General features: G+C 74.4%; 19 protein-coding genes. 14 read left to right on the top strand and 5 right to left on the bottom strand.

Going from position 1 to position 25206, the window contains the following annotated elements; genetic code table 11:
* Positions 1 to 71 precede the first annotated feature (71 nt).
* The 3 genes from ABT092_RS22485 to ABT092_RS22475 all read left to right on the top strand — a co-directional run bounded on the left by ABT092_RS22485 (position 72) and on the right by ABT092_RS22475 (position 4131).
* A complete protein-coding gene (locus ABT092_RS22485; protein WP_351246580.1) occupies positions 72 to 1490 on the top strand; it encodes an NAD(P)/FAD-dependent oxidoreductase in 1419 nt (472 codons plus the stop codon).
* Positions 1491 to 1652: 162 nt separating this feature from the next.
* Entirely contained in the window at positions 1653 to 2108 is a 456-nt protein-coding gene (locus ABT092_RS22480; protein WP_351246578.1) for a hypothetical protein, read from the top strand.
* A gap of 190 nt (positions 2109 to 2298) precedes the next feature.
* Entirely contained in the window at positions 2299 to 4131 is a 1833-nt protein-coding gene (locus ABT092_RS22475) for a chitinase (RefSeq protein WP_351246576.1), read from the top strand.
* Between the two features lie 50 nt (positions 4132 to 4181).
* Here ABT092_RS22475 and ABT092_RS22470 read toward each other — a convergent pair whose 3' ends face one another.
* Together ABT092_RS22470 and gabT are read right to left on the bottom strand one after the other, a co-directional pair.
* Positions 4182 to 4775, bottom strand: a complete 594-nt coding sequence (locus ABT092_RS22470; RefSeq protein WP_351246574.1) for a phosphatase PAP2 family protein — start codon at positions 4773 to 4775, stop codon at positions 4182 to 4184.
* 405 nt (positions 4776 to 5180) lie between these two features.
* On the bottom strand, positions 5181 to 6515 hold the full coding sequence (gene gabT, locus ABT092_RS22465) for a 4-aminobutyrate--2-oxoglutarate transaminase (protein ID WP_351246572.1): 1335 nt from the start codon (positions 6513 to 6515) through the stop codon (positions 5181 to 5183).
* Positions 6516 to 6884: 369 nt separating this feature from the next.
* Here gabT and ABT092_RS22460 point away from each other — a divergent pair, with 369 nt between their 5' ends.
* From ABT092_RS22460 to ABT092_RS22410, 11 genes are all read left to right on the top strand, one after another.
* Positions 6885 to 9077: an ATP-binding protein gene (locus ABT092_RS22460; protein WP_351246570.1), complete on the top strand. Its 2193-nt coding sequence runs from the start codon at positions 6885 to 6887 to the stop codon at positions 9075 to 9077.
* Between the two features lie 98 nt (positions 9078 to 9175).
* On the top strand, positions 9176 to 10780 hold the full coding sequence (locus ABT092_RS22455; RefSeq protein ID WP_351246568.1) for a PucR family transcriptional regulator: 1605 nt from the start codon (positions 9176 to 9178) through the stop codon (positions 10778 to 10780).
* 145 nt (positions 10781 to 10925) lie between these two features.
* Positions 10926 to 12371 (top strand): aldehyde dehydrogenase family protein, encoded by a 1446-nt coding sequence (locus ABT092_RS22450; RefSeq protein ID WP_351246566.1) that lies wholly within the window; start codon positions 10926 to 10928, stop codon positions 12369 to 12371.
* A gap of 240 nt (positions 12372 to 12611) precedes the next feature.
* The gene (locus tag ABT092_RS22445) at positions 12612 to 14549 is read left to right on the top strand and encodes an acyl-CoA dehydrogenase family protein (RefSeq protein WP_351246564.1); all 1938 of its coding nucleotides are present in this window, start codon (positions 12612 to 12614) and stop codon (positions 14547 to 14549) included.
* Positions 14550 to 14647: 98 nt separating this feature from the next.
* Positions 14648 to 15925, top strand: coding sequence for a 1-deoxy-D-xylulose-5-phosphate reductoisomerase (gene dxr / locus ABT092_RS22440; protein ID WP_351246562.1), 1278 nt, complete (start codon positions 14648 to 14650; stop codon positions 15923 to 15925).
* Positions 15922 to 17223, top strand: coding sequence for a M50 family metallopeptidase (locus ABT092_RS22435; RefSeq protein WP_351246560.1), 1302 nt, complete (start codon positions 15922 to 15924; stop codon positions 17221 to 17223). The genes dxr and ABT092_RS22435 overlap by 4 nt, the downstream gene beginning before the upstream one ends.
* A 153-nt stretch (positions 17224 to 17376) precedes the next feature.
* Positions 17377 to 18534 (top strand): flavodoxin-dependent (E)-4-hydroxy-3-methylbut-2-enyl-diphosphate synthase, encoded by a 1158-nt coding sequence (gene ispG / locus ABT092_RS22430; RefSeq protein ID WP_351246558.1) that lies wholly within the window; start codon positions 17377 to 17379, stop codon positions 18532 to 18534.
* A gap of 147 nt (positions 18535 to 18681) precedes the next feature.
* Positions 18682 to 19545 carry a siderophore-interacting protein gene (locus tag ABT092_RS22425; RefSeq protein WP_351246556.1) on the top strand — a complete coding sequence of 288 codons (864 nt, stop codon included), beginning with the start codon at positions 18682 to 18684 and terminating at the stop codon, positions 19543 to 19545.
* Positions 19546 to 19645: 100 nt separating this feature from the next.
* Positions 19646 to 20494, top strand: a complete 849-nt coding sequence (locus tag ABT092_RS22420) for a GNAT family N-acetyltransferase (RefSeq protein WP_351246554.1) — start codon at positions 19646 to 19648, stop codon at positions 20492 to 20494.
* Positions 20495 to 20722: 228 nt separating this feature from the next.
* Complete coding sequence (locus tag ABT092_RS22415; protein WP_351246552.1) at positions 20723 to 21304, top strand: GNAT family N-acetyltransferase; 582 nt, start codon at positions 20723 to 20725, stop codon at positions 21302 to 21304.
* Between the two features lie 99 nt (positions 21305 to 21403).
* Positions 21404 to 23098 (top strand): proline--tRNA ligase, encoded by a 1695-nt coding sequence (locus ABT092_RS22410; RefSeq protein ID WP_351246550.1) that lies wholly within the window; start codon positions 21404 to 21406, stop codon positions 23096 to 23098.
* Positions 23099 to 23140: 42 nt separating this feature from the next.
* On the opposite strand, the gene ABT092_RS22405 is transcribed toward ABT092_RS22410, so the two are convergent.
* The 3 genes from ABT092_RS22405 to ABT092_RS22395 are packed head-to-tail and all read right to left on the bottom strand — an operon-like array spanning position 23141 to position 25119.
* Positions 23141 to 24064, bottom strand: coding sequence for an aminoglycoside phosphotransferase family protein (locus tag ABT092_RS22405; protein WP_351246548.1), 924 nt, complete (start codon positions 24062 to 24064; stop codon positions 23141 to 23143).
* Between the two features lie 42 nt (positions 24065 to 24106).
* Entirely contained in the window at positions 24107 to 24586 is a 480-nt protein-coding gene (locus ABT092_RS22400; RefSeq protein WP_351246546.1) for a ferritin-like domain-containing protein, read from the bottom strand.
* A complete protein-coding gene (locus ABT092_RS22395; RefSeq protein WP_351246544.1) occupies positions 24583 to 25119 on the bottom strand; it encodes a hypothetical protein in 537 nt (178 codons plus the stop codon). Before ABT092_RS22395 ends, ABT092_RS22400 begins: the two co-directional genes overlap by 4 nt.
* Positions 25120 to 25206 lie beyond the last annotated feature (87 nt).

Below are 25206 nucleotides of genomic sequence, written 5' to 3'. Positions count from 1 at the left end.
CCCCGCTGGACACCGGCCGCACCGATCCGGGCGGCCGCACACCGGTACGACCCTGGTAGGGAGTTGACATCATGGCCCCAGGCGCCATGAACCGCTGGACCGCGTCCCTCGCCGACGCACGCCCCCTCTCCTTCTGGCTGGACGACCCCGACCGCCCCCCGGTGCTGCCGGCGCTGACCGGCACCGAGCAGTGCGACCTGCTGGTGGTCGGCGGCGGCTACAGCGGGCTGTGGACCGCGCTGATCGCCAAGGAACGCGACCCGGACCGGGACGTGCTCCTGATCGAGGGGCGCGAGGTGGGATGGGCGGCCTCCGGCCGCAACGGGGGCTTCTGCGACGCCTCGCTCACCCACGGCCTCGACAACGGCCTCTCCCGCTGGCCGCGGGAGATCGGCCGGCTGGAGGAACTGGGCGCCCGCAACCTCGACGCGATCGAGGAGGCCGTCGCCCGCTACGGCATCGACTGCGCCTTCGAACGCACCGGCGGGATCGACGTGGCCACCGAGCCCTACCAGGTCGAGGAGTTGCGCACCCGACACCGCGAGGCGCAACGGCTCGGCCTCGACGGGGGCGTCGAGTTCCTCGACGAGGACGAGGTGCGCGCCGTGGTGCGCTCACCGCTGTTCCGGGCCGGGCTCCGGGACCGGCACGGGGTGGCGATGCTGAACCCCGCCCAGCTCGCCTGGGGACTCAAGGCCGCCTGCCTGGAGCGGGGCGTGCGCATCCACGAGCGCACCCCCGCCCTGTCCCTGGTGCCCCGGGGCACGGGCATGGGGGTGCGCACCCCGTACGGCAGGGTGTCGGCCCGGCACGTGGCCCTGGGGACCAACGTCTTCCCCTCCCTGGTCAAGCGGGTCCGCCCGTACACGGTGCCGGTGTACGACTACGCGCTGATGACCGAGCCGCTGACCGCCGGGCAGCGCGCCGCGATCGGCTGGCACGGCCGGGAGGGCCTCAGCGACACCGCCAACCGGTTCCACTACTTCCGCCTCACCGCGGACGACCGCATCCTGTGGGGCGGCTACGACGCGGTCTACCCGTACGGCGGCCGGGTCCGGGCCGAGCACGACGACCGCCCGGAGACCTACGCCCGGCTCGCCGAGCACTTCTTCCGGTACTTCCCCGCACTCGAAGGGCTGCGCTTCAGCCATGCCTGGGGCGGTGCGATCGACACCTGCTCCCGGTTCTCCGCCTTCTTCGGCACCGCGCACCGGGGGAGGGTCGCCTACGCGGCCGGCTACACCGGGCTCGGCGTGGGGGCCACCCGGTTCGGTGCCGAGGTGATGCTCGACCTGCTCTCCGGCGAGCAGACCGAGCGGACCGCGCTGGAGATGGTGCGCAGCAAGCCGCTGCCCTTCCCGCCGGAGCCCTTCGCCTGGGCGGGGATCTCCCTGACCAAGTGGTCGCTGGCCCGGGCCGACGAGAACCGGGGGCACCGCAACCCGTGGCTGCGGACGCTGGACCGGTTGGGGCTCGGATTCGACAGCTGAACCGCCGCGAGGGGGCGGGCCGGTGACCCGTCCCCCCTGATCAGCACCTGTGACGCAGTTCACTACCGACTGGTAGCGTCAACCCGCGTAATGCTCCGCCCGCTCCCCTCCTCTCCCCAGCGAACCGCACCCGCGGTTCCTGAGAGACGCGGAGGACACGACATGACCGGGCCTTGGGCCGCGGCGGCGGAATGGCTGCTGGCTGCGGCGCCCCAACCCGACGCCACCCGCTGGGAATGGGAACGCAACCCGTTGGGGGTCGTCCTGCTCCCGGCGGGCCGCGTGTGGGACGTGCTCATCCTGCCGGGCGAACTCGGCCACCCCACCCTCGACGTACTGCTGCGCCTGATCGACCGCCCCGGTCCCGTCCTCACCGACTTCGGTGACGGGCGGATCGGCTTCTTCGTGCCGCCCGGCACGGTCGGCCGCTGGCTCGGCACCGGGGTGCGCGGCGCGGGCCGGGGCACCTGGATCGTGGTGCCCTACCCCGGCCGGGTGACGGGACGGGTGCGGTGGCTGGTCCCGCCGGACGGCACCGGCACCCTCACCGACCCGATCCTGCTCGAACTCGCCCTGCACGAGGCGGCGGCCGACCTGGCCCGCGGAAACGGGGGCTGACGGAGCGTCGGCTCCGCCGCGGGACGGGTCGGCTCCGGACCCCGTCCCGCGGCGGAGCGACCCCCCTCGCACGGTCGCCGAAGGCGACGGATGCGTGCGGGAGGTCTTGACAAGCGAATTGGTCTGAACCAGGTTGAGCGCGCTCCACGACACCGTCCTGCTTCACCTTCCCCCATGTTCGGAGGATGTAGTGGAACGCACCAGACGACACGTCCGTCCCCCCGCACGAGGAGTCCGCGCCCGACTCCTCGCCGTGCTCGCGGCCACCGCACTGGCCGTCCTGCCCGGCCTCACCGCCACCGCCACCGCGGCCCCCGCCGTCGACGCCGACCTGGTCCGCAACGGCGGATTCGAGGCCGGCCTCGACGGCTGGACCTGCTCCGCCGGCAGCGGAGCCGCCGTCACCACCCCGGTGCGCACCGGCACCTCGGCGCTGCGCGCCACCCCCTCGGGCGGCGACCACGCCCGCTGCACCCAGAGCGTCACCGTCAAACCCGACGCCCAGTACACCCTCACCGGCCACGTCCGGGGCACGTACACCTACCTCGGCGTCACCGGCACCGGGACCAGCGACGGCTACGACTGGACCCAGTCCGCCGCCGACTGGAAGCGGCTGAGCACCACCTTCCGCACCGGCCCCACCACCACCAGGGTCACCCTCTACGCCCACGGCTGGTACGGCACGCCCGCCTACCACGTCGACGACGTCACCCTCGTCGGCCCCGCCGTCGACCCCGGCCAGCCGCCGGTCAAGCCCACCGGCCTGCGCACCGATTCGGTCGGCCCGCACAACGCCACGGTCGCCTGGGACCCGGTGCCCGGAGCCACCGGCTACACCGTCCAGGTCGACGGCGCGCGGGCCTGGACCGGCAGCGCGACCAGCGCCTACCTGGCCGGCCTCAGCCCCGGCAAGCAGTACCGGGTCGAGGTCGCCGCCACCAACGACGCCGGCACGTCCCCCCTCTCGGCCGCCCTCCTGGTGACCACCCCGCTCGGCGAGGGGGACCCGCTCCCGCCGAAGGCCCTCGTCGGCTACCTCCACGCCAGCTTCGCCAACGGCTCCGGCTACACCCGGATGGCCGACGTGCCCAACAGTTGGGACGTCATCCACCTCGCCTTCGGCGAACCCACCTCCGTCACCTCCGGGGACATCCGCTTCACCCGCTGCCCGGTCACCGAGTGCCCGAACGTGGAGAGCGACGCCGAGTTCAAGGCGGCGATCAAGGCCAAGCAGGCACAGGGCAAGAAGGTGCTGATCTCCATCGGCGGCCAGAACGGTCAGGTCCAGCTGAACTCCACCGGCGCCCGCGACGCCTTCGTCACCTCCGTCTCGAAGATCGTCGACGAGTACGGGCTCGACGGCCTCGACATCGACTTCGAGGGCCACTCCCTGTCCCTGAACGCCAACGACACCGACTTCAAGAACCCCACCACCCCGGTGATCGTCAACCTCATCCAGGCCGTCAAGACCCTCAAGGCCGCGTACGGCCCCCGGTTCATGCTGACCATGGCGCCGGAGACCTTCTTCGTGCAACTCGGCTACCAGTACTACGGCACCGGTCGCTGGGGCGGCCAGGACCCGCGCGCCGGCGCCTACCTGCCGGTCATCCACGCCCTGCGCAACGACCTCACGCTGCTGCACGTCCAGGACTACAACTCCGGCTCCATCATGGGCCTGGACAACCAGTACCACTCGATGGGCGGTGCGGACTTCCACATCGCCATGACGGACATGCTGCTCACCGGGTTCCCGGTCGCCGGCGACGCCACCAACGTGTTCCCCGCGCTCCGCCCCGAACAGGTCGCCATCGGCATGCCCGCCTCCACCAACGCCGGCAACGGCCACGTCTCCGGCACCGAGGTCAACAAGGCCCTCGACTGCCTCACCAAGGGCACCGGCTGCGGCAGCTACCGGACCCACGGCGTCTGGCCGGGGCTCCGCGGCCTGATGAGCTGGTCCATCAACTGGGACCGGCACAACAACACCGAATTCTCCCGCAACTTCGACACCTGGCGCCGCTGACCGTCCGCCCCGGGCCCCTCGACGAGCGGGCCCGGGGCATCCCCTCGGCCTCAGCCGCCCGGGGTGCCCCGCCCGCCCCACCGGTGCAGGAACAGCACGTACCCCACCCCCAGCGCCCCGAACAGCGCCGCGCTGGCCACCACGTCCAACGGCCAGTGGTAGCCGCGGCGCACCAGCCCGTACCCGGTGCCCGCGACCAGGACGAGCCCGGCGCACCCCAGCGACCACCGCAGCCCGGCGCTCCGCACCCGGCACCACAGCAAGGCCACCGCCGCCCCGTACGCCACCACGGCCGTCGCCGTGTGCCCCGAGGGGTAGTACCCGGTGCCCGGCATCGGCGGCGGCCCCGGCCGGGCGAGCCACGCCTTCAACGGCACCACCAGCAGCGGCACCAGCACCAACAGCACCCCCGCCCCCGCCGCCCCGGCCCACCACCGGGGCACCCCCGTCCGCCGCGCCCACCAGGTGCAGACCCCCGCCACCACCGCCAGCACCGGCACCGCGACCACCACCGCACCGAGATCGGCGAGCACCTCGGCGACCCCGTCCGGCAGGCCGCCGGAGCGCAGCCGCGCGGACAGGGCGACGTCCCGCTCCAGCAGCGGGCCCCGCACCGCGACCTGCCAGGTCACCAGGGCGAACACGAGCGAGGCCAGCGCGACCAGCGCCGCCGGGAACGCGTACGGCCGCCTCGGAACAGGGGGGGTGGTTCCGAGGCGGCCGGGGGGACCGGCGGACCGCGGGCCCCGGGAGATGCGGGGCGGTCGGTCGGCCGGTCGGTGAGGAGTTCCGGGGCCCGGGGCCCCGGGGGGACGGGCGAAGCCACCACCGGCACCCGACCGGGGAAGCCGGGGACCGTACTCGTCCGGGGACCGCCCCGGACGGGGTGTTTCGCTCATCTGCCGCCGAACCTACGTCAGGGAATGCCGCCGGGACAGCGCGAACGGTACCCCGACATGGGCCCCGCACAGCTTCTTCACAGCCTCTGCGACGGGTGGCGGGGGAGCGCCTCGGCGCCCCCGCCACCGGGTGCGGTGCGGGCCCGACCGTCAGATGCGGCCGAACGCGTCCTCGATGATGTCGAGGCCCTCGTTCAGCAGGTCCTCGCCGATGACCAGCGGCGGCAGGAACCGCAGCACGTTGCCGTAGGTGCCGCAGGTCAGCACGAGCAGGCCCTGCGCGTGGCACGCCTTCGCCAGGGCGGCGGTGGCCTCGGCGTGCGGCTCCTTGGTGGTGCGGTCCTTGACCAGCTCGATCGCGATCATCGCACCGCGTCCGCGGACCTCGCCGATGACCTCGAACTTCTCGGCCATCGCGGTCAGCCGGGCCTTCATGACCTCCTCGATGCGCCGGGCCCGCGCGTTGAGGTCCAACTCCTTCATCGTCTCGATCGCGCCGAGCGCACCCGCGCACGCCACCGGGTTGCCGCCGTAGGTGCCGCCGAGGCCGCCCGCGTGCGCGGCGTCCATGATCTCGGCGCGGCCGGTCACGGCGGCCAGCGGCAGTCCGCCGGCGATGCCCTTCGCGGTGGTGATCAGGTCCGGGACGATGCCCTCGTCCTCACAGGCGAACCACTGGCCGGTGCGGCAGAAGCCGGACTGGATCTCGTCCGCCACGAACACGATGCCGTTCTCGGCGGCGAACGCGCGGATCGCCGGCAGGAAGCCCTTCGCCGGCTCGATGAAGCCGCCTTCGCCGAGCACCGGCTCGATGATGATCGCCGCGACGTTGTCGGCGCCGATCTGCTTGGTGATCCGGTCGACGGCCTCGGCCGCGGCCTCCGGGCCGGCGTTCTCCGGGCCGGTCGGCCAGCGGTACGCGTAGGCGACCGGCACCCGGTACACCTCGGGGGCGAACGGGCCGAAGCCGTTCTTGTACGGCATGTTCTTCGCGGTCAGCGCCATCGTCAGGTTGGTCCGGCCGTGGTAGCCGTGGTCGAAGACCACCACCGCCTGGCGCTTGGTGTACGCCCGGGCGATCTTGACGGCGTTCTCCACGGCCTCGGCGCCCGAGTTGAACAGGGCGGACTTCTTCGCGTGGTCGCCCGGGGTCAGCTCGGCGAGCGCCTCCGCCACGGCCACGTACCCCTCGTAGGGCGTGACCATGAAACAGGTGTGCGTGAAGTCGGCGAGCTGGGCCGAGGCCCGGCGCACCACGGCCTCGGCGGAGGCGCCCACGCTGGTCACGGCGATGCCGGAACCGAAGTCGATCAGCCGGTTGCCGTCGACGTCCTCGATGATGCCGCCACCGGCCCGGGCGGTGAACACCGGGAGCGTGGAGCCCACGCCCGCCGCGACCACGGCGGTGCGCCGGGCCTGGAGTTCCTGGGACTTCGGGCCGGGAATGGCGGTGACGACGCGGCGCTCCTGCGGCAGTGCGGTCATGGCGGGCTCCTGTGGGGTGTCACGGGCGCACGGGGGCGGCGGTGCCGTGCCCGGGCCGCGCGGCGCGACCCGATCGGCCACCTGTTCCGCACCGGGCGTACGGGCCGGTGGGCGGGGGATTCCCGGGGTTCTTCGGGGTGTCCTTCGCAGGCTAGGGCCGGTGTGGGAAGGTGGGCATGCTCCACCGGGGAGTTGTTCGAGCGGGCGTTTGTCCGCCATGGACATACTGCCCCGACCCGCCCGCCGGGGCGCGTCGGACACCTCGCACGGGCTCCCCGAGGGCGCGGTGAGCGGTGAAGTGCCCCCGTCGGGGCACTAGATTGACGCCCGGAACGCAGGGGACCGGCAGGCGCAGGGGGCAGAGGGTCCATGAATCGCGACGGACACGACGGCGGCGAGACCGCACAGGACGCCCGCGGCACGCACGCGGCACCACTGCCGCATCCGACCCCGCCGGCCCCCGCCGGCCCGCCCGCGCGGCCCCCGGTGCCGCCGCGCCCGAGCGCCGCACCCGGCACCACCCCCGCCCCGGCCGGCCCGCCGCCGCCCCCGGACGGCGGCGCCTTCCTGCGCTGGCTGCGCACCCCCCGCCCCGAGGCGGCCCCCGGCGTGTGGCGGTACGGCCATGTGCCCCGCCCCGACGAGGAACCCGAACTGACGCCCGCCCGGCAACTCTTCACCGGAGCGCTGATCGCCCTCCTGGTGGGCTGGCTGTTCTGGTCGCTGCTGTGGAACGGATACCTCGGCAGCTACTGGTTGTGGCCGCACCGCGTGCTCACCCCCGAGGAGTGGAACGATCCGGCCACCGCCGCTGAGGGGGAGGCCGCTGCCATTTCCTGGCGGGTGTACTACCTGCTGGTCGGCGGCGGCATCCTGGCCGCCGTGGCCCGGCTGGGCCGGTGGGCGGAGATCGGGCGCCGCTACGTCGTCCCCCGCCTGCGGCGCCCCGAGCCCGCACCCGGCGCCGCCCCGGCCAGCGCCGAGGAGGACCCCGCCCAGTGGCCGCAGTTGCGGGAGGCCGGACTCACCGGGGCCGCCGACCGGCTGGCCGCCGACGCGCGGGCCGGACTGATGCGCGACGTGGACCACGCCCGGATCGCCCACGCCTGGCAGGGGGTGCGCGGCGGCCGGCACGGCATGGCCGACTTCTCCGCCGCCGTTGCGCAACGCGGTGCCGCCGCCTGCCCGCACCCCTCCGGCGTCCGCGACCTGCCCGGCCGGGCCGCCCGCCACGACCTGCTCACCGGACAGGTCAGGATCGGCACCGCGGCCGACGACCCCCGCAACCCGTACCGCTTCCGCGGCGTCGGCCTCGGCCTCGGCACCGACCTGCTCGGCACCTCCCTGCTCGCCGTCGGCCCCGCCGGCGCCGGCAAGACCGGCCACCTGGTGTGGCCGGTAGCCGAGTCGCTGTGCCTCCAGGCGCTGGCCGGCCGGGCCGCCGTGGTGGTGGTCGGGGGCGCGGGCGCCGGGCTGGGCGCCACCGACGCCTACGACGTGGTGATCCGCGTCGGCCAGCCCGACTCCGTCCACGACCTCGACCTCTACGGCGGCACCACCGATCCCGACGAGGCCGCCGCGGTGCTCGCCGAAGCCCTCGTCGGCGACCTCGCCGCACCGCACTCCGGCGGAGACACCCGCCGGGCCACCACCGTCCTGGCCCAACTGCTCGGCCCGTTCCGTGCCGTCCACGGCCGCTTCCCTGCCGTGCCCGAACTGCGCGGACTGCTGGACGGCGCCCCCGGCCCGCTCGCCGAGCTGCGCCGTGCGCTGACCGCCGCCGGGCAGGAGGCGATGCTGCGGGAACTGGACGCCCGGGAACGCCAGACGGCCCATCCGGGGGACGTGGGCGGCACCCTCGCCGACCGGATCGCGCTGTTGGACCGGCCCGCGTTCGCCTCCTTCTTCGACACCCGGGGCGAGGGCCGGCCGTTCTCCTTGCGCGCCCTCGACCATCCGGTGCGGGTGCGCATCGACCTGCCGCAGCGCGGCCACGCCGACGCCTCGCAGATCATCGCCCGCCTGGTGCTCGCCCAGTTCACCGCCGCCGTCGCCGCCCGCGAGGACCGTTCCCTGTTCGCCTGCCTCGTCCTCGACGACGCCACCGGTGCGGTCACCCCCGAGGCCGTGCGCGCCCTCCAACGGCTGCGCTCCGCGCACGCCGGCGTGGTCCTCACCCTGCGCACCCTCGACGACGTGCCCCGCCCGCTGCGGGGCCCGCTGCTCGGCGCGATCGGCTGCCGGATGGCCCTCTCCGGGCTCACCCCCTGGGACGGCCAGGACTTCGCCGAGGTCTGGGGGAAGGAGTGGACCGAGGCCCGGGACGTCACCGACCGGCAGATCATCGCCGAGACCCCGCTCGGCAAGGGCGCCCACGCCCTGCGGCGGGTGATCACCGGCCGGGCCCCGACCGCCCGTGCGGTCACCGTCCGGCAGGTGGAGCGCGAACGCTGGTCCGCCTCCGAACTCGCCCACGCCGTCCCCCCGGGGCACGCGGTGCTCTCCCTGACCACCGTCCGCGGGGAGCACGCCCCCCCGCTCCTGGTGGACCTGCGCAGGTGAGCCTGTCGCCGCGGTGAGGCAGAATCGAGGGTGACCGTCCCGTCACGGCGGGCGCCCGCCCGCCCCTCGCGCGGGCGACGCCGCCGCTTGAAGGTCCCATGTCCCTCACCCTCGCCTCCCTCGTCCAGCACTCGGCGCTCCGGCTCACCGTCCGCGCCGGCGCGGACCGGTTGGACGCCCTGGTCCGCTGGGCCCACGTCAGCGAACTCGCCGACCCGGTGCCCTACCTGGAGGGCGGCGAGTTGCTGCTGATCACCGCGTTGAAGCTCGACGCGGAGGACCCCGACGAAATGCGCCGGTACGTGCGCCGACTGGCCCGCGCCGGGGTCGTCGGCCTCGGTTTCGCCCTCGGCGTCCACTACGACGACATCCCCGAGGCACTCGTCGACGCGGCCCGCACCGCCCGCTTCCCGCTGCTCGCCGTACCCCGGCGCACCCCGTTCATCGCCATCAGCAAGGCGGTGTCCGAGGCCAACGCCCGCGAGCAGTACCGCGCCGTCACCGCCGGGTTCGCGGCCCAGCGCGAACTCACCCGGCGGGCCCTCGCCGACGGCCCCGAGGGCGTCCTCGCCTCCCTCGCCGCCCAGGTCGACGGCTGGGCCGCCCTCTACGACGCCACCGGGGCGCCCGCCGCCACCGCCCCCGCCTGGGCCGTCCGCCGGGCCGGCCGGCTCAGCCCCGAGGTGGAACGCCTGCGCCAGGGCACCGCCACCGCCAGCGCGGTCGTGGAGGGCGCCGGGGACCGGGTGGAACTGCACGCCCTGGGCACCGGCCGCGGCCCCCGCCCGGCCCTCGCCGTGGGCACCGCGGCCCCGCTCGGCACCGCCGACCGGTACGCCGTCCACGCGGCGATCGCCCTGCTCACCCTCACCACCGAACGCTCCCGAGCCCTGCACGCCGCCGAGCAGCGGATCGGGGCGGCCGTCTGGCGGATGCTGCTCGCCGGGGAGCCCGAGCACGCCCGGGCGGTCGCCGGGGACCTGTACGGGGCCCTGCTGGACGCCCCGTTCCGCATCGTCCTCGTCGAACCGGACACCCCGCCGGAGCCCGCCCCGCCCGGGCCCGCGGCGTCCGCCGGGCTCTCCGCGCTCTCCGAGGACGTGGAGACCGCGGCCGCCCGGGCCGGGGAGACCGTGCTGGTCGTCCCGGAGGAACACCGACTGGTCCTGCTCGTCGTCGACGGCGGGGCCGCCGCCGCGGCCTGCGCCGCCCGCGCCGACGGCTCCCCTCCGGACGGCCCCGGAGAGGAGGACGGACCGACCGGCTCCGCGGAGGGGCGCCCGGTCGCCGGGGTGTCCGCGCCCACCGGCCCCGCCGGAGCGGTGGAGGCCCACCGACAGGCCGAACGGGCCCTGGCCGTCGCCCGCCGGCTCGGCCGGGAGCGGGTCGCGTTCGACGAGATGACCACCGGGACGCTGGCGGCCCTGCTCTCCGACGACGCGGTGCGGGCGTTCGCCGAAGGGCTCCTGCGCGGCCTGCGGGCCCACGACGCCACCGGCCGGGGCGACCTCGTCGCCTCGCTGCACGCCTGGCTCTCCCGGCACGGCCAGTGGGACGCCGCCGCAGCCGACCTCGGGGTGCACCGCCACACCCTGCGCTACCGGATGCGGCGGGTCGAGGAGATCCTCGGCCGCTCCCTCGACGACCCCGACGTCCGCGCCGAGCTGTGGCTGGCCCTCAAGGCCACCGAAGCGTCCGACTGACCGGCCCCGCCCGCGACCGCGGTTGCGACGAAGTGGTGTGCGACGGATTCCGCTTCATACGCGGCGGACAAACGACCCGCCGGGTGCCGCGCCCTACCGTGGGGAGCGACACCGCACCCCGACAGGGAAGGGCCGGACTCCGGACATGACCTCCACCCACGCCTTCTGGCTGGCCGGCCGACCGGCCACCGGCGACAGCACCTTCGACGTCACCTCCCCGTGGGACGGCCGCCCGGTCGGCACCGTGAGCGTGCCCACCGAGGCCCAGGTCGAGGAGGCCGTCTCCGCGGCCCACGCCTCCCTGGAGCGGTTCGCCGCCACCCCCGCCCACACCCGCGCCGCGGCCCTGCTGCACGTCTCGGAGCGGCTCGTCGAGCGCACCGAGGAGATCGCACGGCTCATCTCCGCGGAGAACGGCAAGCCCGTCAAGTGGGCCCGCGGCGAGGTCGGCCGCGCCGCCTCTGTCTTCCGCTTCGCCGCCGAGGAGGCCCGCCGCTTCAACGGCGGCGAGGCCCAGCGCCTCGACACCGACGCCGGCGGCCAGGGACGGCTGGCGCTCACCCGCCGCTTCCCCAAGGGCGTGGTGCTCGGCATCGCCCCGTTCAACTTCCCGCTGAACCTGTGCGCCCACAAGATCGCCCCGGCCATCGCCGCCGGCGTCCCGATCGTCCTCAAGCCCGCCCCGGCCACCCCGCTCTCCGGGCTGCTCCTGGGCGAACTGCTCGCCGAGACCGAACTGCCCGAGGGCTCCTGGTCGATCCTCCCGGTGCCCAACGACCGCATGCCCGCCCTCGTCCAGGACGAGCGGCTGCCGGTGATCTCCTTCACCGGCTCCGAGACCGTCGGCTACGCGATCATGGACTCGGTTCCGCGCAAGCACTGCACCCTGGAACTGGGCGGCAACGGCGCCGCGGTCGTCCTCGCCGACTGGTCCAGCGACGCCGACCTCGACCTGGCCGCCCAGCGCATCGCCACCTTCTCCAACTACCAGGGCGGCCAGTCCTGCATCTCGGTGCAGCGCGTGATCGCCGACGCCAGCGTCTACGACCGGCTGGTCCCGCGGATCGTGGCCGCCGTCGAGGCGCAGGTCACCGGTGACCCCTCCGACGCCGCCACCGACGTGGGCCCGCTGGTCAACGAGGCCGCGGCCATCCGCGTGGGGTCCTGGGTCGAGGAGGCCGCCGCGGCCGGCGGCCGGGTCCTCACCGGCGGCGAGCGCGACGGGGCCAGCTACGCCCCGACCGTCCTCGCCGAGGTCCCCGAGCAGGTCACCATCGCCCGCGAAGAGGTCTTCGGACCGGTCCTGCTGGTCCAGAAGGTCGACGGCGAGGAAGCGGCCTTCGCCGCCGTCAACTCCTCCAAGTACGGACTCCAGGCCGGCGTCTTCACCCACGACGTGCAGACCGCCTTCCGCGCCCACCGCGCCCTGGAGGTCGGCGGCGTGATCATCGGTGACGTGCCCTCCTACCGTGCCGACCAGATGCCCTACGGCGGCGCCAAGCTGTCCGGCGTCGGCCGCGAGGGCGTCCGCTACGCGATGGACGACTACACCTACGAGCGGGTCCTGGTCCTCACCGGCCTGGCCCTGTGACCTGACCCCGGGCGGCCCACCCACGCCGCCCCTCCCCACCGGACCCACCCCGTCGGCGGACGGGCGAGGTCCGGTGCGACGGCCGGAGCCCCGTGCGGGGGCTCCGGCCGTCGCCGCACGCCCGCCCGGGCCCCGTGGGCGTGCGGCCGGCCCCGCCGGGGCGCACGGTGGGTACGGCCCGACGCGTGCGCGTCGGGCACCCGTGCCCGTGCTCCACCGACCCGCGGCGAGGTGTCCCGCATGACCGCATCACCCACCCGACCGGCCGTCACCGCCCGCGAGGCCCGCCAGGTGGCCGAGGCCGCGCGGGAACAGGACTGGCGGGGCCCCAGCTTCGCCCGGGAACTCTTCCTCGGCCGCTTCCGGCTCGACCTGATCCACCCGCACCCGGTCCCCGGCGAGGACGCCGTCCGGCGCGGCGAACAGTTCCTCGCCCGGCTCCGCGACTTCTGCGCCCACGAGGTCGACTCCGCCCGCATCGAGCGGGAGGCCCGCATCCCCGACGGGACGATCGCCCGGCTCCGCGAACTCGGCGCCTTCGGCATGAAGATCGACACCCGGTACGGCGGCCTCGGCCTCACCCAGCTGTACTACAACAAGGCGCTCGCCCTCCTCGGCACCGCCAACCCCGCGATCGGGGCACTGCTCTCGGCCCACCAGTCGATCGGCGTACCGCAGCCGCTGAAGCTGTTCGGCACCCCGGAACAGCGCGAGGAGTTCCTGCCCCGCTGCGCCCGCGGCGAGATCTCCGCGTTCCTGCTCACCGAACCCGACGTCGGCTCCGACCCGGCCCGGCTCGCCACCGCCGCGGTGCCCGACGGCGACGACTACGTCCTGGACGGGGTGAAGCTGTGGACCACCAACGGGGTGGTCGCCGACCTGTTGGTGGTGATGGCCCGGGTGCCGCGGTCCGAGGGGCACCCGGGCGGCATCACCGCCTTCGTGGTGGAGGCGTCCAGCGAGGGCGTCACCGTGGAGAACCGCAACGCGTTCATGGGACTGCGGGGCATCGAGAACGGCGTCACCCGCTTCCACCGGGTGCGGGTGCCGGCCGCCCACCGGATCGGCGCCGAGGGCGCCGGCCTGAAGATCGCCCTGACCACCCTGAACACCGGCCGGCTCTCGCTGCCCGCGATGTGCGTCGGCGCCGGCAAGTGGTGCCTGAAGATCGCCCGGGAGTGGTCGTCCATCCGGGAGCAGTGGGGCGGTCCGATCGCCCGGCACGAAGCGGTCGGCGAGAAGATCGCCTTCATCGCCGCGACCACCTTCGCCCTGGAGGCCGTCCTGGACCTGTCGTCCCAGTTGGCCGACGAGAACCGCAACGACATCCGCATCGAGGCCGCCCTCGCCAAGCTGTACGGCTCCGAGATGGCCTGGCGGATGGCCGACGACCTGGTCCAGATCCGCGGCGGGCGCGGCTACGAGACCGCCGAGTCGCTGGCCGCCCGCGGGGAGCGGGCCGTCCCCGCCGAACAACTCCTGCGCGACCTGCGGATCAACCGGATCTTCGAGGGCTCCACCGAGATCATGCACCTGTTGATCGCGCGGGAGGCCGTCGACGCCCACCTCTCCGTCGCCGGCGACCTGATCGACCCGGACACCTCGCTGCCCGACAAGGCGCGGGCCGGGGCACGGGCCGGCGGCTTCTACGCCCGCTGGCTGCCCGGACTGTTCGCCGGCCCGGGGCAGCTCCCCACCTCCTTCGCGGCCTTCCACCCCACCGGCCACGCCGACCTCTCCGGCCACCTGCGGTACGTGGAGCGCACCTCCCGGCGGCTGGCGCGGTCGGTGTTCTACGGGATGTCCCGCTGGCAGGGCCGGTTGGAGAAGAAGCAGGGCTTCCTGGGGCGGATCGTGGACATCGGCGCCGAACTGTTCGCGATGAGCGCGGCCTGCGTGCGCGCCGAGCACCTGCGGGCCGGCGGGGGCCGGGGCCGGGAGGCGTACGAGCTCGCCGACGCCTTCTGCCGACAGGCCCGGGTCCGTGCCGACGAGCTGTTCCGCCGACTGTGGACCAACGCCGACGCCTCCGACCGCCGTCTCCTGGGCGCGGTGCTGGACGGCGCCCATGCCTGGCTGGAGGACGGGATCGTGGACCCCAGCGGCGAGGGCCCCTGGATCGCGGACTCCACCCCGGGTGCCGGCACCCGGCCCGACCTGCGCCGGCCCGTCCCCTGAGCGGCCCCGCCCCCCGGACCCCGGCCGGTATCCGCCCCCGGCGTCCGACGGCCGGGGTCCGGGCACGCACACCCCCCGCGACCCGTAAGAATGGGGGAATGACCGACAGCCCCGCCCCCCTCGCAGACCCGCACGTCGTCTTCGACGCCGGCCCGGACCACGGCCGCCGGGACATCGTGATCCTCGGCGCCACGGGATCGATCGGCACCCAGGCCATCGACCTGGTCCGACGCCACCCCGACCGCTTCCGGGTCACCGCCCTGTCCGCCGCGGGCGGCAACGTGGGGCTCCTCGCCGAACAGGCCCACGAACTCGACGTGGCCACCGTGGCGGTGGCCCGCGAGGACGCGGTGCCGGCGCTGCGCGAGGCGCTGACCGCGCGCTACGGGGCGGGGCGAACGCTGCCCGCGGTCCTCGCCGGTCCGTCCGCCGCGGCCGAACTCGCCGCCTCCGCGTGCCACACCGTGCTCAACGGCATCACCGGCTCGATCGGGCTGGCCCCGACCCTGGCCGCCCTGGAGGCGGGGCGCACCCTGGCGCTCGCCAACAAGGAGTCCCTGATCGTCGGCGGTCCCCTGGTCAAGGCGCTGGCGAAGCCGGGACAGATCATCCCCGTCGACTCGGAGCACGCCGCCCTCTTCCAGGCGCTGGCCGCCGGCACCCGGGCCGAGGTCCGCAAGCTGGTCGTCACCGCCTCGGGCGGGCCGTTCCGGGGCCGCACCCAGGCCGAACTGGCCGACGTCACCCCCGCGGACGCGCTCGCCCACCCCACCTGGGCGATGGGCCCGGTCATCACGGTGAACTCCGCGACCCTGGTCAACAAGGGCCTGGAGGTGATCGAGGCCCACCTGCTCTACGACATCCCGTTCGACCGCATCGAGGTGGTGGTGCACCCCCAGTCGTACGTGCACTCCATGGTCGAGTTCACGGACGGTTCCACGCTCGCCCAGGCCACCCCGCCCGACATGCGCGGCCCCATCGCCATCGGCCTGGGGTGGCCGGCCCGGGTGCCGGACGCCGCGCCCGCCTTCGACTGGAGCACCGCCTCGACCTGGGAGTTCTTCCCCTTGGACACCGAGGCGTTCCCCTCGGTGGGCCTGGCCCGGCAGGTGGGGGCGCTCGGCGGTACGGCCCCGGCGGTCTTCAACGCCGCCAACGAGGAGTGCGTGGACGCGTTCCTGAACGGCGCCCTGCCCTTCAACGGCATCATGGAGACGGTGACCGAGGTCGTCGCCGAGCACGGCACCCCCCGCGCGGGAACTTCCCTCACGGTGACGGACGTCCTGGAAGCGGAGACCTGGGCCCGGGCCCGGGCCCGTGAGCTGACGGCCCGGGCGACCACCACAGCGAAGCAGATCGCGGAGGCGCGTGCATGACCCTGCTGATGACCGTTCTCGGGATAGTGGTCTTCGCCATCGGCCTGCTGATCTCGATCGCGTGGCACGAACTCGGTCACCTGTCGACCGCCAAACTCTTCGGCATCCGCGTTCCGCAGTACATGGTCGGCTTCGGCCCGACGCTGTGGTCCCGCAGGAAGGGGGAGACGGAGTACGGCATCAAGGCGATCCCGCTCGGCGGGTACATCCGCATGATCGGGATGTTCCCGCCCGGCGCGGACGGCCGGGTGGAGGCCCGCTCCACCTCGGCGTGGCGCGGCATGATCGAGGACGCCCGCTCCGCCGCGTACGAGGAGCTGGAGCCGGGCGACGAGAAGCGCCTGTTCTACACGCGCAAGCCGTGGAAGCGCGTCGTCGTCATGTTCGCCGGGCCGTTCATGAACCTGGTGCTGGCGGTGGCCATCTTCCTCGGGGTGCTGATGACCTTCGGCATCGAGCAGCAGACCACCTCCGTGGGCGCGGTCTCCGACTGCGTGATCCAACAGAGCGAGAACCGCAGCAAGTGCGCGGCGGGCGACCCGGCGGCCCCGGCCAAGCAGGCGGGGCTGGAGCCCCGCGACAAGATCGTCGCCTTCAACGGGGTGCCGGTCGACGACTGGTCCACGCTCCAGTCGCGCATCCGCGACACGGTCGGCCCGGCCACCCTCACCGTGGAGCGCGACGGGCGGCCCGTCGAGCTGAAGGCCACCCTGATCGAGAACCAGGTGGGCAAGACGGACGGCGAGGGCGGCTACGTCGAGGGCGAGTACGTGACCGCCGGCTTCCTCGGCTTCACCCCGGCCAGCGGCATCGTGGAGCAGTCCTTCACCCAGTCCGTGGACCGGATGGGCGACATGATGGTCAGCGGCGTGGAGTCGCTGGTGGCCCTGCCCTCCAAGGTGCCGGCGCTGTGGGACGCGGCCTTCGGCGACGGGCCCCGCGAGCCTGACTCCCCGATGGGCGTGGTGGGCGCGGCCCGGGTGGGCGGCGAGGTGCTGAACCTCGACATCCCCCCGGAGAACCAGGTGGCGATGATGCTGTTCCTGGTCGCGGGCTTCAACCTCTCGCTGTTCCTGTTCAACATGCTGCCGCTGTTGCCGCTGGACGGCGGGCACATCGCCGGCGCGCTGTGGGAGTCCGTACGGCGGACCACCGCCCGGGTGTTCAAGCGGCCCGATCCCGGTCCGTTCGACGTCGCCAAGCTGATGCCCGTCGCCTACGTGGTGGCCGGCGTGTTCGTGTGCTTCACGATCCTCGTGCTGATCGCGGACCTCGTGAACCCCGTCAGGATCTCCTGACCCACGCGTCAACGGGCGGTCGGACAGCACAGGTGTCCGACCGCCCACTCGCGCGGTGGCGCGATGTGCTTGGCACGGCGGGCGTACCGTAATCTCGGAAACGGAGCCCGCTGATGACGGGACCTCGATCCACACCTTGGGGTTGCACAGCAGATGACTGCGATTTCGCTCGGCATGCCGTCCGTTCCGATCAAGCTCGCCGAGCGCCGGAAAAGCCGGCAGATCCAGGTCGGGACCGTTGCCGTGGGCGGCGAGGCGCCGGTTTCGGTGCAGTCCATGACGACCACGCGCACCTCCGACATCGGGGCCACGCTCCAGCAGATCGCCGAGTTGACGGCGTCCGGCTGCCAGATCGTCCGGGTCGCCTGTCCCACCCAGGACGACGCCGACGCGCTCTCCATCATCGCCCGGAAGTCACAGATTCCGGTCATCGCGGACATCCACTTCCAGCCGAAGTACGTCTTCGCGGCGATCGACGCCGGCTGCGCGGCGGTCCGGGTGAACCCGGGCAACATCAAGCAGTTCGACGACAAGGTCAAGGAGATCGCCAAGGCGGCCGGTGACGCCGGCACCCCCATCCGGATCGGCGTCAACGCCGGCTCCCTGGACCGTCGGCTCCTCCAGAAGTACGGCAAGGCGACCCCCGAGGCCCTCGTCGAGTCCGCCCTGTGGGAGGCGTCGCTCTTCGAGGAGCACGGTTTCCAGGACATCAAGATCTCCGTGAAGCACAACGACCCCGTGGTCATGGTCAACGCCTACCGGCAACTCGCCGCCCAGTGCGACTACCCCCTGCACCTGGGCGTCACCGAGGCGGGCCCGGCCTTCCAGGGCACCATCAAGTCGGCCGTCGCGTTCGGGGCCCTGCTCGCCGAGGGCATCGGCGACACCATCCGGGTCTCGCTCTCCGCGCCGCCGGCCGAGGAGATCAAGGTCGGCATCCAGATCCTGGAGTCGCTCAACCTGCGCCAGCGCAGGCTGGAGATCGTCTCCTGCCCCTCGTGCGGTCGCGCCCAGGTGGACGTCTACAAGCTCGCCGAGGAGGTCACCGCCGGCCTGGAGGGCATGGAGGTCCCGCTGCGGGTCGCCGTGATGGGCTGTGTGGTGAACGGTCCCGGTGAGGCCCGCGAGGCCGACCTCGGCGTGGCCTCCGGCAACGGCAAGGGCCAGATCTTCGTGAAGGGCGAGGTCATCAAGACCGTCCCGGAGTCCCAGATCGTGGAGACCCTGATCGACGAGGCCATGAAGATCGCCGAGCAGATGGAGAAGGACGGCGTCCCCTCCGGCGAGCCGACGGTCGCGATCGCCGGCTGAGCCGTGCGACCCGCTCCCCGGGGGCGGGGGAGGGCCGCCGCGGCGGACCGGGACCCTCCTACGTAAGGTGTGCCTTACTTACCGAGGGGGGCTCCGCGTCGACGCCGGGGGCGGGCGCGGGGCACCCGGAAGAAAGGGCGCACCTTCGTGATCCACGCCGAACTGCGCGTGACCGCGGTGACCGACGTCACCCCCGGCATGCGGCGCATCACCCTCACCGGCGAGGGGCTGGCGGACTTCGTCCCCCTCGCCCCCGACCAGCAGGTCAAGCTGTTCTTCGGTCGCGACGGGCGGGCGCCCCGGATGCCCGAACCGCCCGCCGACCGGGACCCGGTCACCTGGTACCAGCGGTACCTGGCCATCCCCGCACCCGAGCGGCCCTGGATGCGCACCTACTCGGTGCGCCACCACCGGCCCGACCGGCGGGAGATCGACGTGGACTTCGTGCTGCACGGCCCGCGGGGCGGCGAGGGCCCCGCCGCGCGCTGGGCGTACGCGGCCGGGCCCGGGGACGTGATCGGCCTGGTCGGCCCGGCCCTCAGCAACCTGCGCACCGCCGGGGCCCCGGACTGGAAGCTGTTCGTCGGGGACGAGACCGCGCTGCCCGCGATCGGCGCCCTGCTGGAGGACCTTGGCCCGGACGAGCACGCCCTGGTCATCGCGGAGGTCGCGGACGCCGACGAGGAGCAGCCCTGGAGCAGCCCGGCCCGGGTGGACGCCCACTGGGTGCACCGAGGAAACGTTTCCCCGGGTCGGTCCACCGTGCTGGTCGACGCGGTGCGCCGGGCGGTCTTCCCCCCGGGCGAGGTCTTCGCCTGGGTGTCCGGCGAGGCAGCGGCGGTCCGCGCCGTCCGCCGCCACCTGGTGGCCGACCGCGGCGTCGACAAGCGGCACATCGCCTTCACCGGCTACTGGCGCCTCGCCCTCGCCCAGGACGACGGCCTCACCACCGAGGACACCGCCGAACGCGAGGAGCTCCAGCGGGAGCTCGCCGAGGAACGCGGGGCCTGAGCCCGCCCCCGCCACCGGCCCGGAACGGCCCCGGCCGCCGCACCGCCGCGCCGGGTACAGTGCGAAGACCAGCAGCCCACCCGGTGAGGCCCTCACGCCCGTGTTGACGCAACCATCCACCCGGGTCCTCGAACCGAGCGACCTCGCAGCCGCCCTCGCGGTCCTCGACCGGGACCCGGTGGCGAACGCCTTCGTCATCTCCCGGGTCCAGGTCGCCGGCCTCGACCCCTGGCGCCTGGGCGGCGAGATGTGGGGCTGGTACGAGAACGGCGCGCTGGAGTCCCTCTGCTACGCGGGCGCCAACCTGGTGCCCCTGTGCGCGACCCCCCGCGCCGTGCGGGGCTTCGCCGACCGGGCCCGCCGCGCAGGCCGCCGCTGCTCCTCCATCGTCGGCCCGGCGGAGACCACCGCCACCCTGTGGCAACTGCTCGAACCGGCTTGGGGGCCGGCCCGCGAGGTCCGCCCCCACCAGCCGCTGATGGTCACCGACCGGCTCCCCGGGGACGTCGCCCCCGACCCGTACGTCCGACGCGTCCGCAAGGACGAGATGGACACGATCATGCCGGCCTGCGTGGCCATGTTCACCGAGGAGGTCGGCGTCTCCCCGCTCGCCGGCGACGGCGGCCTCCTCTACCAGGCCCGGGTCGCCGAACTGGTCGGATCCGGCCGCGCCTTCGCCCGGATCGACCCGGACGGCAAGGTCGTCTTCAAGGCCGAGATCGGCGCCGCCACCCCCCGCGCCTGCCAGATCCAGGGCGTGTGGGTGGCCCCCGAGTACCGGGGCCGGGGGTACGCGGCCCCCGGCATGGCCGCGGTGCTCCGCTACGCCCTCGCCGACGTCGCCCCCCTGGTGAGCCTCTACGTCAACGACTACAACACCGCCGCCCGGGCCACCTACCGCCGGGTCGGCTTCCAGGAGACCGGCGCCTTCATGAGCGTCCTCTTCTAATGGGCCTCGTCGGGCCGTAGGAGAGACTACGGCCCGTAGCCGCCAGCAGGCGAGCACTTCCATCTCCGGAGCCATCGTGAGCTCTGAGGGCAGACCCTGCCCGTGTGGACCTTGGCGAGGACCGACGTCCGCGTGCCGGGGATCCGCGCCACGGCGTGGCCGACGGCCCCGCTCCCGCCCGCGGGAGCACCTCCCGACCGGCGCGCGTACCCGGGGTACGCTCCCCCCATGCTGCGGATTCCCGGGTTCGGCGCGCGCACCCCCGACGACGTCACCATCGGGCCCCTCGACCTCGCGACCCGGGTGGACGAGGCGCTCGCCGTCCAGGCGGACGCCTTCGGACTGGGGCGGGACGAGATCAACGTCCGCCGACAGATCGTCCAGCGCCACATGAACCAGCCCGGGGCCCGGGCCTTCGGCGCCACCCTCCCCGGCGGCCGACTGGTCGGCTTCGTCTACGGGATGCCCAACGACCGCACCCACTGGTGGTCCAGCGTCGTCCAGCCCTACCTGCGGCTCCAGGGCAACGACGGCTGGCTCGACGACTCGTTCGTGATCACCGAACTGCACGTGCGCACCCGCCACCAGAACCGGGGCATCGGCAGATCGCTGATCACCGCCCTCACCGACACCGCCGCCGAGCCCCGCTCGATCCTCTCCGCGATCGACACCGACAGCCCCGCCCGCGCCCTCTACCAGGCGCTCGGCTACCGGGACCTGGCCCGCCGCGTCCACTTCCCCAGCGCCCCCCGCCCGTACGCGATCATGGGTGCCGCGCTGCCGCTGCTCCGCCGCGCACCGGCCCCCTGAGGCCCGGCCCCGGCCCCGGCCGGGCGCACCGCGGATTTCCGCGGGCCCGCAGGGCCCGGCTAACCTCCTGCCACCACCCTTTCCACGCAGGAGTTCACCATGGCCCAGGTCCAGCGCATGTCCCGATTGATGCTCAAGACACTGCGCGACGACCCGGCGGACGCCGAGACGCTCAGCCACAAGCTGCTGGTCCGCGCCGGATACGTGCGCCGCAACTCGGCGGGCATCTGGACCTGGCTGCCGCTCGGCAAGAAGGTCCTCGACAACGTCGCGCGGGTGGTCCGCGAGGAGATGGACGCCATCGGCGCCCAGGAGGTGCTGCTCCCCGCCCTGCTGCCCAAGGAGCCCTACGAGGCGTCCGCCCGCTGGGAGGAGTACGGCGACCTGCTGTTCCGCCTCAAGGACCGCAAGGGCGCCGAGTACCTGCTCGGCCCCACCCACGAGGAGATCTTCACCCTCGTGGTCAAGGACCAGGCGGCGTCCTACAAGGACCTGCCGATCATGCTCTACCAGATCCAGACCAAGTACCGCGACGAGGCCCGCCCCCGCTCCGGCGTGCTGCGCGGACGCGAGTTCCAGATGAAGGACTCGTACTCCTTCGACACCACCGACGAGGGCCTCGCCGAGTCCTACCGGCTGCACCGCGAGGCGTACCAGAAGATCTTCCAGCGGCTCGGCCTCGACTACCGGATCGTCTCCGCGGTCTCCGGCGCGATGGGCGGCTCCGCCTCCGAGGAGTTCCTGGCGCCCGCCGCCGCCGGCGAGGACACCTTCGTGGACTGCCCCTCCTGCTCCTACGCCGCCAACACCGAGGCCGTCACCTTCGCGCTGACCCCGGTCACCGACCAGGAGCACGGCCCGGTCGAGGAACTGGACACCCCCGACACCCCGACCATCGAGACGCTCGCCGAGCACCTGGGCGTCCCCGCCGCCGCGACCCTCAAGAACCTCCTGGTGAAGGTGGACGGCGAGATCGTCGCCGTCGGGGTGCCCGGCAACCGCGAGGTCGACCTCGGCAAGCTCGGCGAGCACCTCGCCCCGGCCGTGGTCGAACTGGTCACCGCCGAGGACTTCGAGGGCCGCCCCGAACTGGTCCGCGGCTACGTCGGCCCCCAGGGCCTGGAGAAGGTCCGCTACCTCGCCGACCCCCGGGTCGCCCCCGGCACCGCCTGGATCACCGGCGCCAACAAGCCCGGCACCCACGCCCGCAATGTCGTCGCCGGCCGCGACTTCACGGTGGACGAGTACCTCGACGTGGTCGTCGTCGAGGCCGGCGACCCCTGCCCCAACTGCGGGGCGGGCCTGAAGCTGGACCGCGCCATCGAGATCGGCCACATCTTCCAGCTGGGCCGCAAGTACGCCGACACCTTCCAGCTCGACGTGCTCGGCCAGCAGGGCAAGCCGGTCCGGGTCACCATGGGCTCCTACGGCATCGGCGTCTCCCGCGCGGTCGCCGCCCTCGCCGAGCAGTCCGCCGACGAGAAGGGCCTGTGCTGGTCCCCGGAGGTCGCCCCCGCCGACGTCCACGTGGTCGCCGCGGGCAAGGCCGCCCAGACCGAGCTGGCGCTCGACGTCGCCGAGCAGCTCGCCGCGCGGGGCGTGCGGGTCCTCGTCGACGACCGGGCCGGGGTCTCGCCCGGGGTCAAGTTCACCGATGCCGAACTGATCGGCGTGCCCACCATCGTGGTCGCCGGGCGGCGCACCGCCGAGGGTGTGGTGGAGGTCAAGGACCGTCGCACCGGCGAGCGCGAGGAACTCCCCGTCGCCGAGGCGATCGCCCGCCTCACCGCCTGACCGGCGTCCGGGGGCTCCCGCCGAGGGAGCCCCCGGACCGCCTCACAACCAGGTCGCGTACTCCATCAACAACTCCGCCTGCGGCCGCTGCCCCCGGGCCAGCGACCGCCGGGCGGACTCGACGGCCCGGAACAGCGCCCACCCCCGCACCCGCTCGGCGTCCACCTCCAGCGACTCCGCCAGCCGCCGCACCCGACGCCGGGCCGCGCTCGCCCCGGAGGCCGTCGCCACCAGGTCCTCGACCCGGTCCCGCACCAGCCGGGCCAGGTCGTACGCGGGATCGCCCACCACCGGCTCGGGCCCCACCGCCAGCCACGGCGTCCGCTCGCCGGCCAGCGCCTTGCTCTGGCGAAACGTTCCGTGCAGCAGCCGTTCCTCGACCGGCACCGCCACCAGCCCCTCCCGGGCCTCCAGCGCCGCCGTCACCAGGGCGTCGAACCCCTCCACCCCCGCGTCCGCCCCGGCCGCCAGCGCCGCCGCCTGCCGCCCGGTCACCTCGGTGACGGTCTCGAACGGGTGCTCGGAGGGCGGCGCGACCCACAGCCGGCGCAGCACCCCCGCCGCCTCCAACATCGCCTTCGCCTCCGGCAGCGAACGCACCGACACGTCGGGCCGCAACCGCTCCAGCAGCATCCCGCCCCCGGCCGGGCCCCCGGCGAGCACCCGGACGGCACCCGCGCCGCCCCAGTGCTCCAGGGCCGCCCGCTCCCGCTCCGGGTGCGCCCCCGGCGGGGCCAGCTTGCACACCGCCGGCGATCCGTCCGCGAGGGTCACCAGCACCACCAGGGAACTGCGCCCACCGGGCACCCGCACCCGCTCCACCGTCAGCCCGGCGCCGTCCACCGCCTCCTTCAGGAGCGCGGGCAACGCCCCGAGCCACGCCTCGTCGGCCGCCGCCTGCGGAGCGCCGTCCGCAGGTGCCCCGGCCAGCGCCCGGACCAGCCGTTGCGGCGCTTCGAAAACCATGAGCGGGGGTGTCCTTCCCTCGGAGACGTCGGCGGCGTGGGCCTACCGGGGTGCCCGGGAAGCCGCCGACGCGCCGCCGGGCGCCGCGGCCCGCTCGGCGAGCCCAGGGAAGGCTACGCTGCCGCCCCGCCAACGCGCGGCGCGGACCGCCGCCTCCCGCAACGCGTCCACCGCCGTGCGGCGCCGGGCGCCCCCACTGGCCCGCACCAGGTCCGCGTACGCCCCGGCCAGCCCGTCCTCCAGGCGGGCGGCCAGCCGGACCGCGCCCGCGGTGTCGGCGACCGGGAAGGGCAGGGCGTAGGCGGGCGCCGCGGCCTCCGGCTCGCCGCCCAGGTCGCGCACCGCGCGCACCAGTTCGTCGCGACGGGCCCGATGCGCCTCGTACGCGGTGCGGGCCTCGTCGCGCCGGTCCTCGTGCACCCGGCCGCCCACCACCCCGTACCCGTACACCGCGGCGTGCTCGGCGGCCAGCGCCGCCCGCAGCGCCGTCAACTCCGCCGCCTCGGCCCGCTGTTCCGTCACTTCTCGCCCTCCGTCAACAGATACACGTGCGCGGCGCCCGCCGCCGCCACCGAGGCGAGCAGCCGGGCCAGTTCGCCGGGCACCTCCAGGGCCCGCTCGGTCCGTGCTCCGGCCAGCTTCCGCTCCCGCTCGGCGAGCGCCGCGAGCGCGCCCCGCGGATCGTCCGGCACCGGTGGCGGGGCGGCCGGGGCCGATGCGCTCGGCGAGGGGGGCGCAGTGGGGGAGGGGGAGGCCCCGACGCGGGCGAAGGCCGCCTCGTGGCGGGCCACCGCCGCCCGCAACGGGGCCAGCCGCTCGGCGAGGGCCGGGTGGGCGGTGCCCACCCGGTCGTAGAGGGCGCCCAGGGCCCGGCTCTCCTCGGCGGTGGACCGCCGCGCCCGCTCCGCCGCGGACGACTGCTTCCTCGCCGCTCCCGCCGGGCCGTCGTCCCCGTCCGCCGTGCAGCCGGTGAGCAGCACGGTGCCCGCGGCGCCGGCGAGCAGGCTCCTCCGGCGTGGTCCGGACCGGGCACGCGACGGCAGGGGGAACGGCATGGCGGACGTCCTCGGGGGCTCGCGGTGGCGGAACGGGAAGGGGGCGCACGGCGCGCCTTGATCACCGTACCCGTCCGGGGCCGGGCC

It is taken from the genome of Streptomyces sp. NPDC002490, from assembly GCF_040296045.1.
Taxonomy (GTDB): Bacteria; Actinomycetota; Actinomycetes; order Streptomycetales; family Streptomycetaceae; genus Streptomyces.
This window is presented reverse-complemented; position numbering and strand designations above follow the sequence as displayed.

Coding starts and splice junctions, on each gene's coding strand:
- gabT (WP_351246572.1), bottom strand. CDS start 6,515: ATGACCGCACTGCCGCAGGAGCGCCGCGTCGTCACCGCCATTCCCGGC.
- ispG (WP_351246558.1), top strand. CDS start 17,377: ATGACTGCGATTTCGCTCGGCATGCCGTCCGTTCCGATCAAGCTCGCC.
- ABT092_RS22460 (WP_351246570.1), top strand. CDS start 6,885: ATGAATCGCGACGGACACGACGGCGGCGAGACCGCACAGGACGCCCGC.
- dxr (WP_351246562.1), top strand. CDS start 14,648: ATGACCGACAGCCCCGCCCCCCTCGCAGACCCGCACGTCGTCTTCGAC.
- ABT092_RS22415 (WP_351246552.1), top strand. CDS start 20,723: ATGCTGCGGATTCCCGGGTTCGGCGCGCGCACCCCCGACGACGTCACC.
- ABT092_RS22435 (WP_351246560.1), top strand. CDS start 15,922: ATGACCCTGCTGATGACCGTTCTCGGGATAGTGGTCTTCGCCATCGGC.
- ABT092_RS22485 (WP_351246580.1), top strand. CDS start 72: ATGGCCCCAGGCGCCATGAACCGCTGGACCGCGTCCCTCGCCGACGCA.
- ABT092_RS22445 (WP_351246564.1), top strand. CDS start 12,612: ATGACCGCATCACCCACCCGACCGGCCGTCACCGCCCGCGAGGCCCGC.
- ABT092_RS22480 (WP_351246578.1), top strand. CDS start 1,653: ATGACCGGGCCTTGGGCCGCGGCGGCGGAATGGCTGCTGGCTGCGGCG.
- ABT092_RS22410 (WP_351246550.1), top strand. CDS start 21,404: ATGGCCCAGGTCCAGCGCATGTCCCGATTGATGCTCAAGACACTGCGC.
- ABT092_RS22405 (WP_351246548.1), bottom strand. CDS start 24,064: ATGGTTTTCGAAGCGCCGCAACGGCTGGTCCGGGCGCTGGCCGGGGCA.
- ABT092_RS22450 (WP_351246566.1), top strand. CDS start 10,926: ATGACCTCCACCCACGCCTTCTGGCTGGCCGGCCGACCGGCCACCGGC.
- ABT092_RS22395 (WP_351246544.1), bottom strand. CDS start 25,119: ATGCCGTTCCCCCTGCCGTCGCGTGCCCGGTCCGGACCACGCCGGAGG.
- ABT092_RS22455 (WP_351246568.1), top strand. CDS start 9,176: ATGTCCCTCACCCTCGCCTCCCTCGTCCAGCACTCGGCGCTCCGGCTC.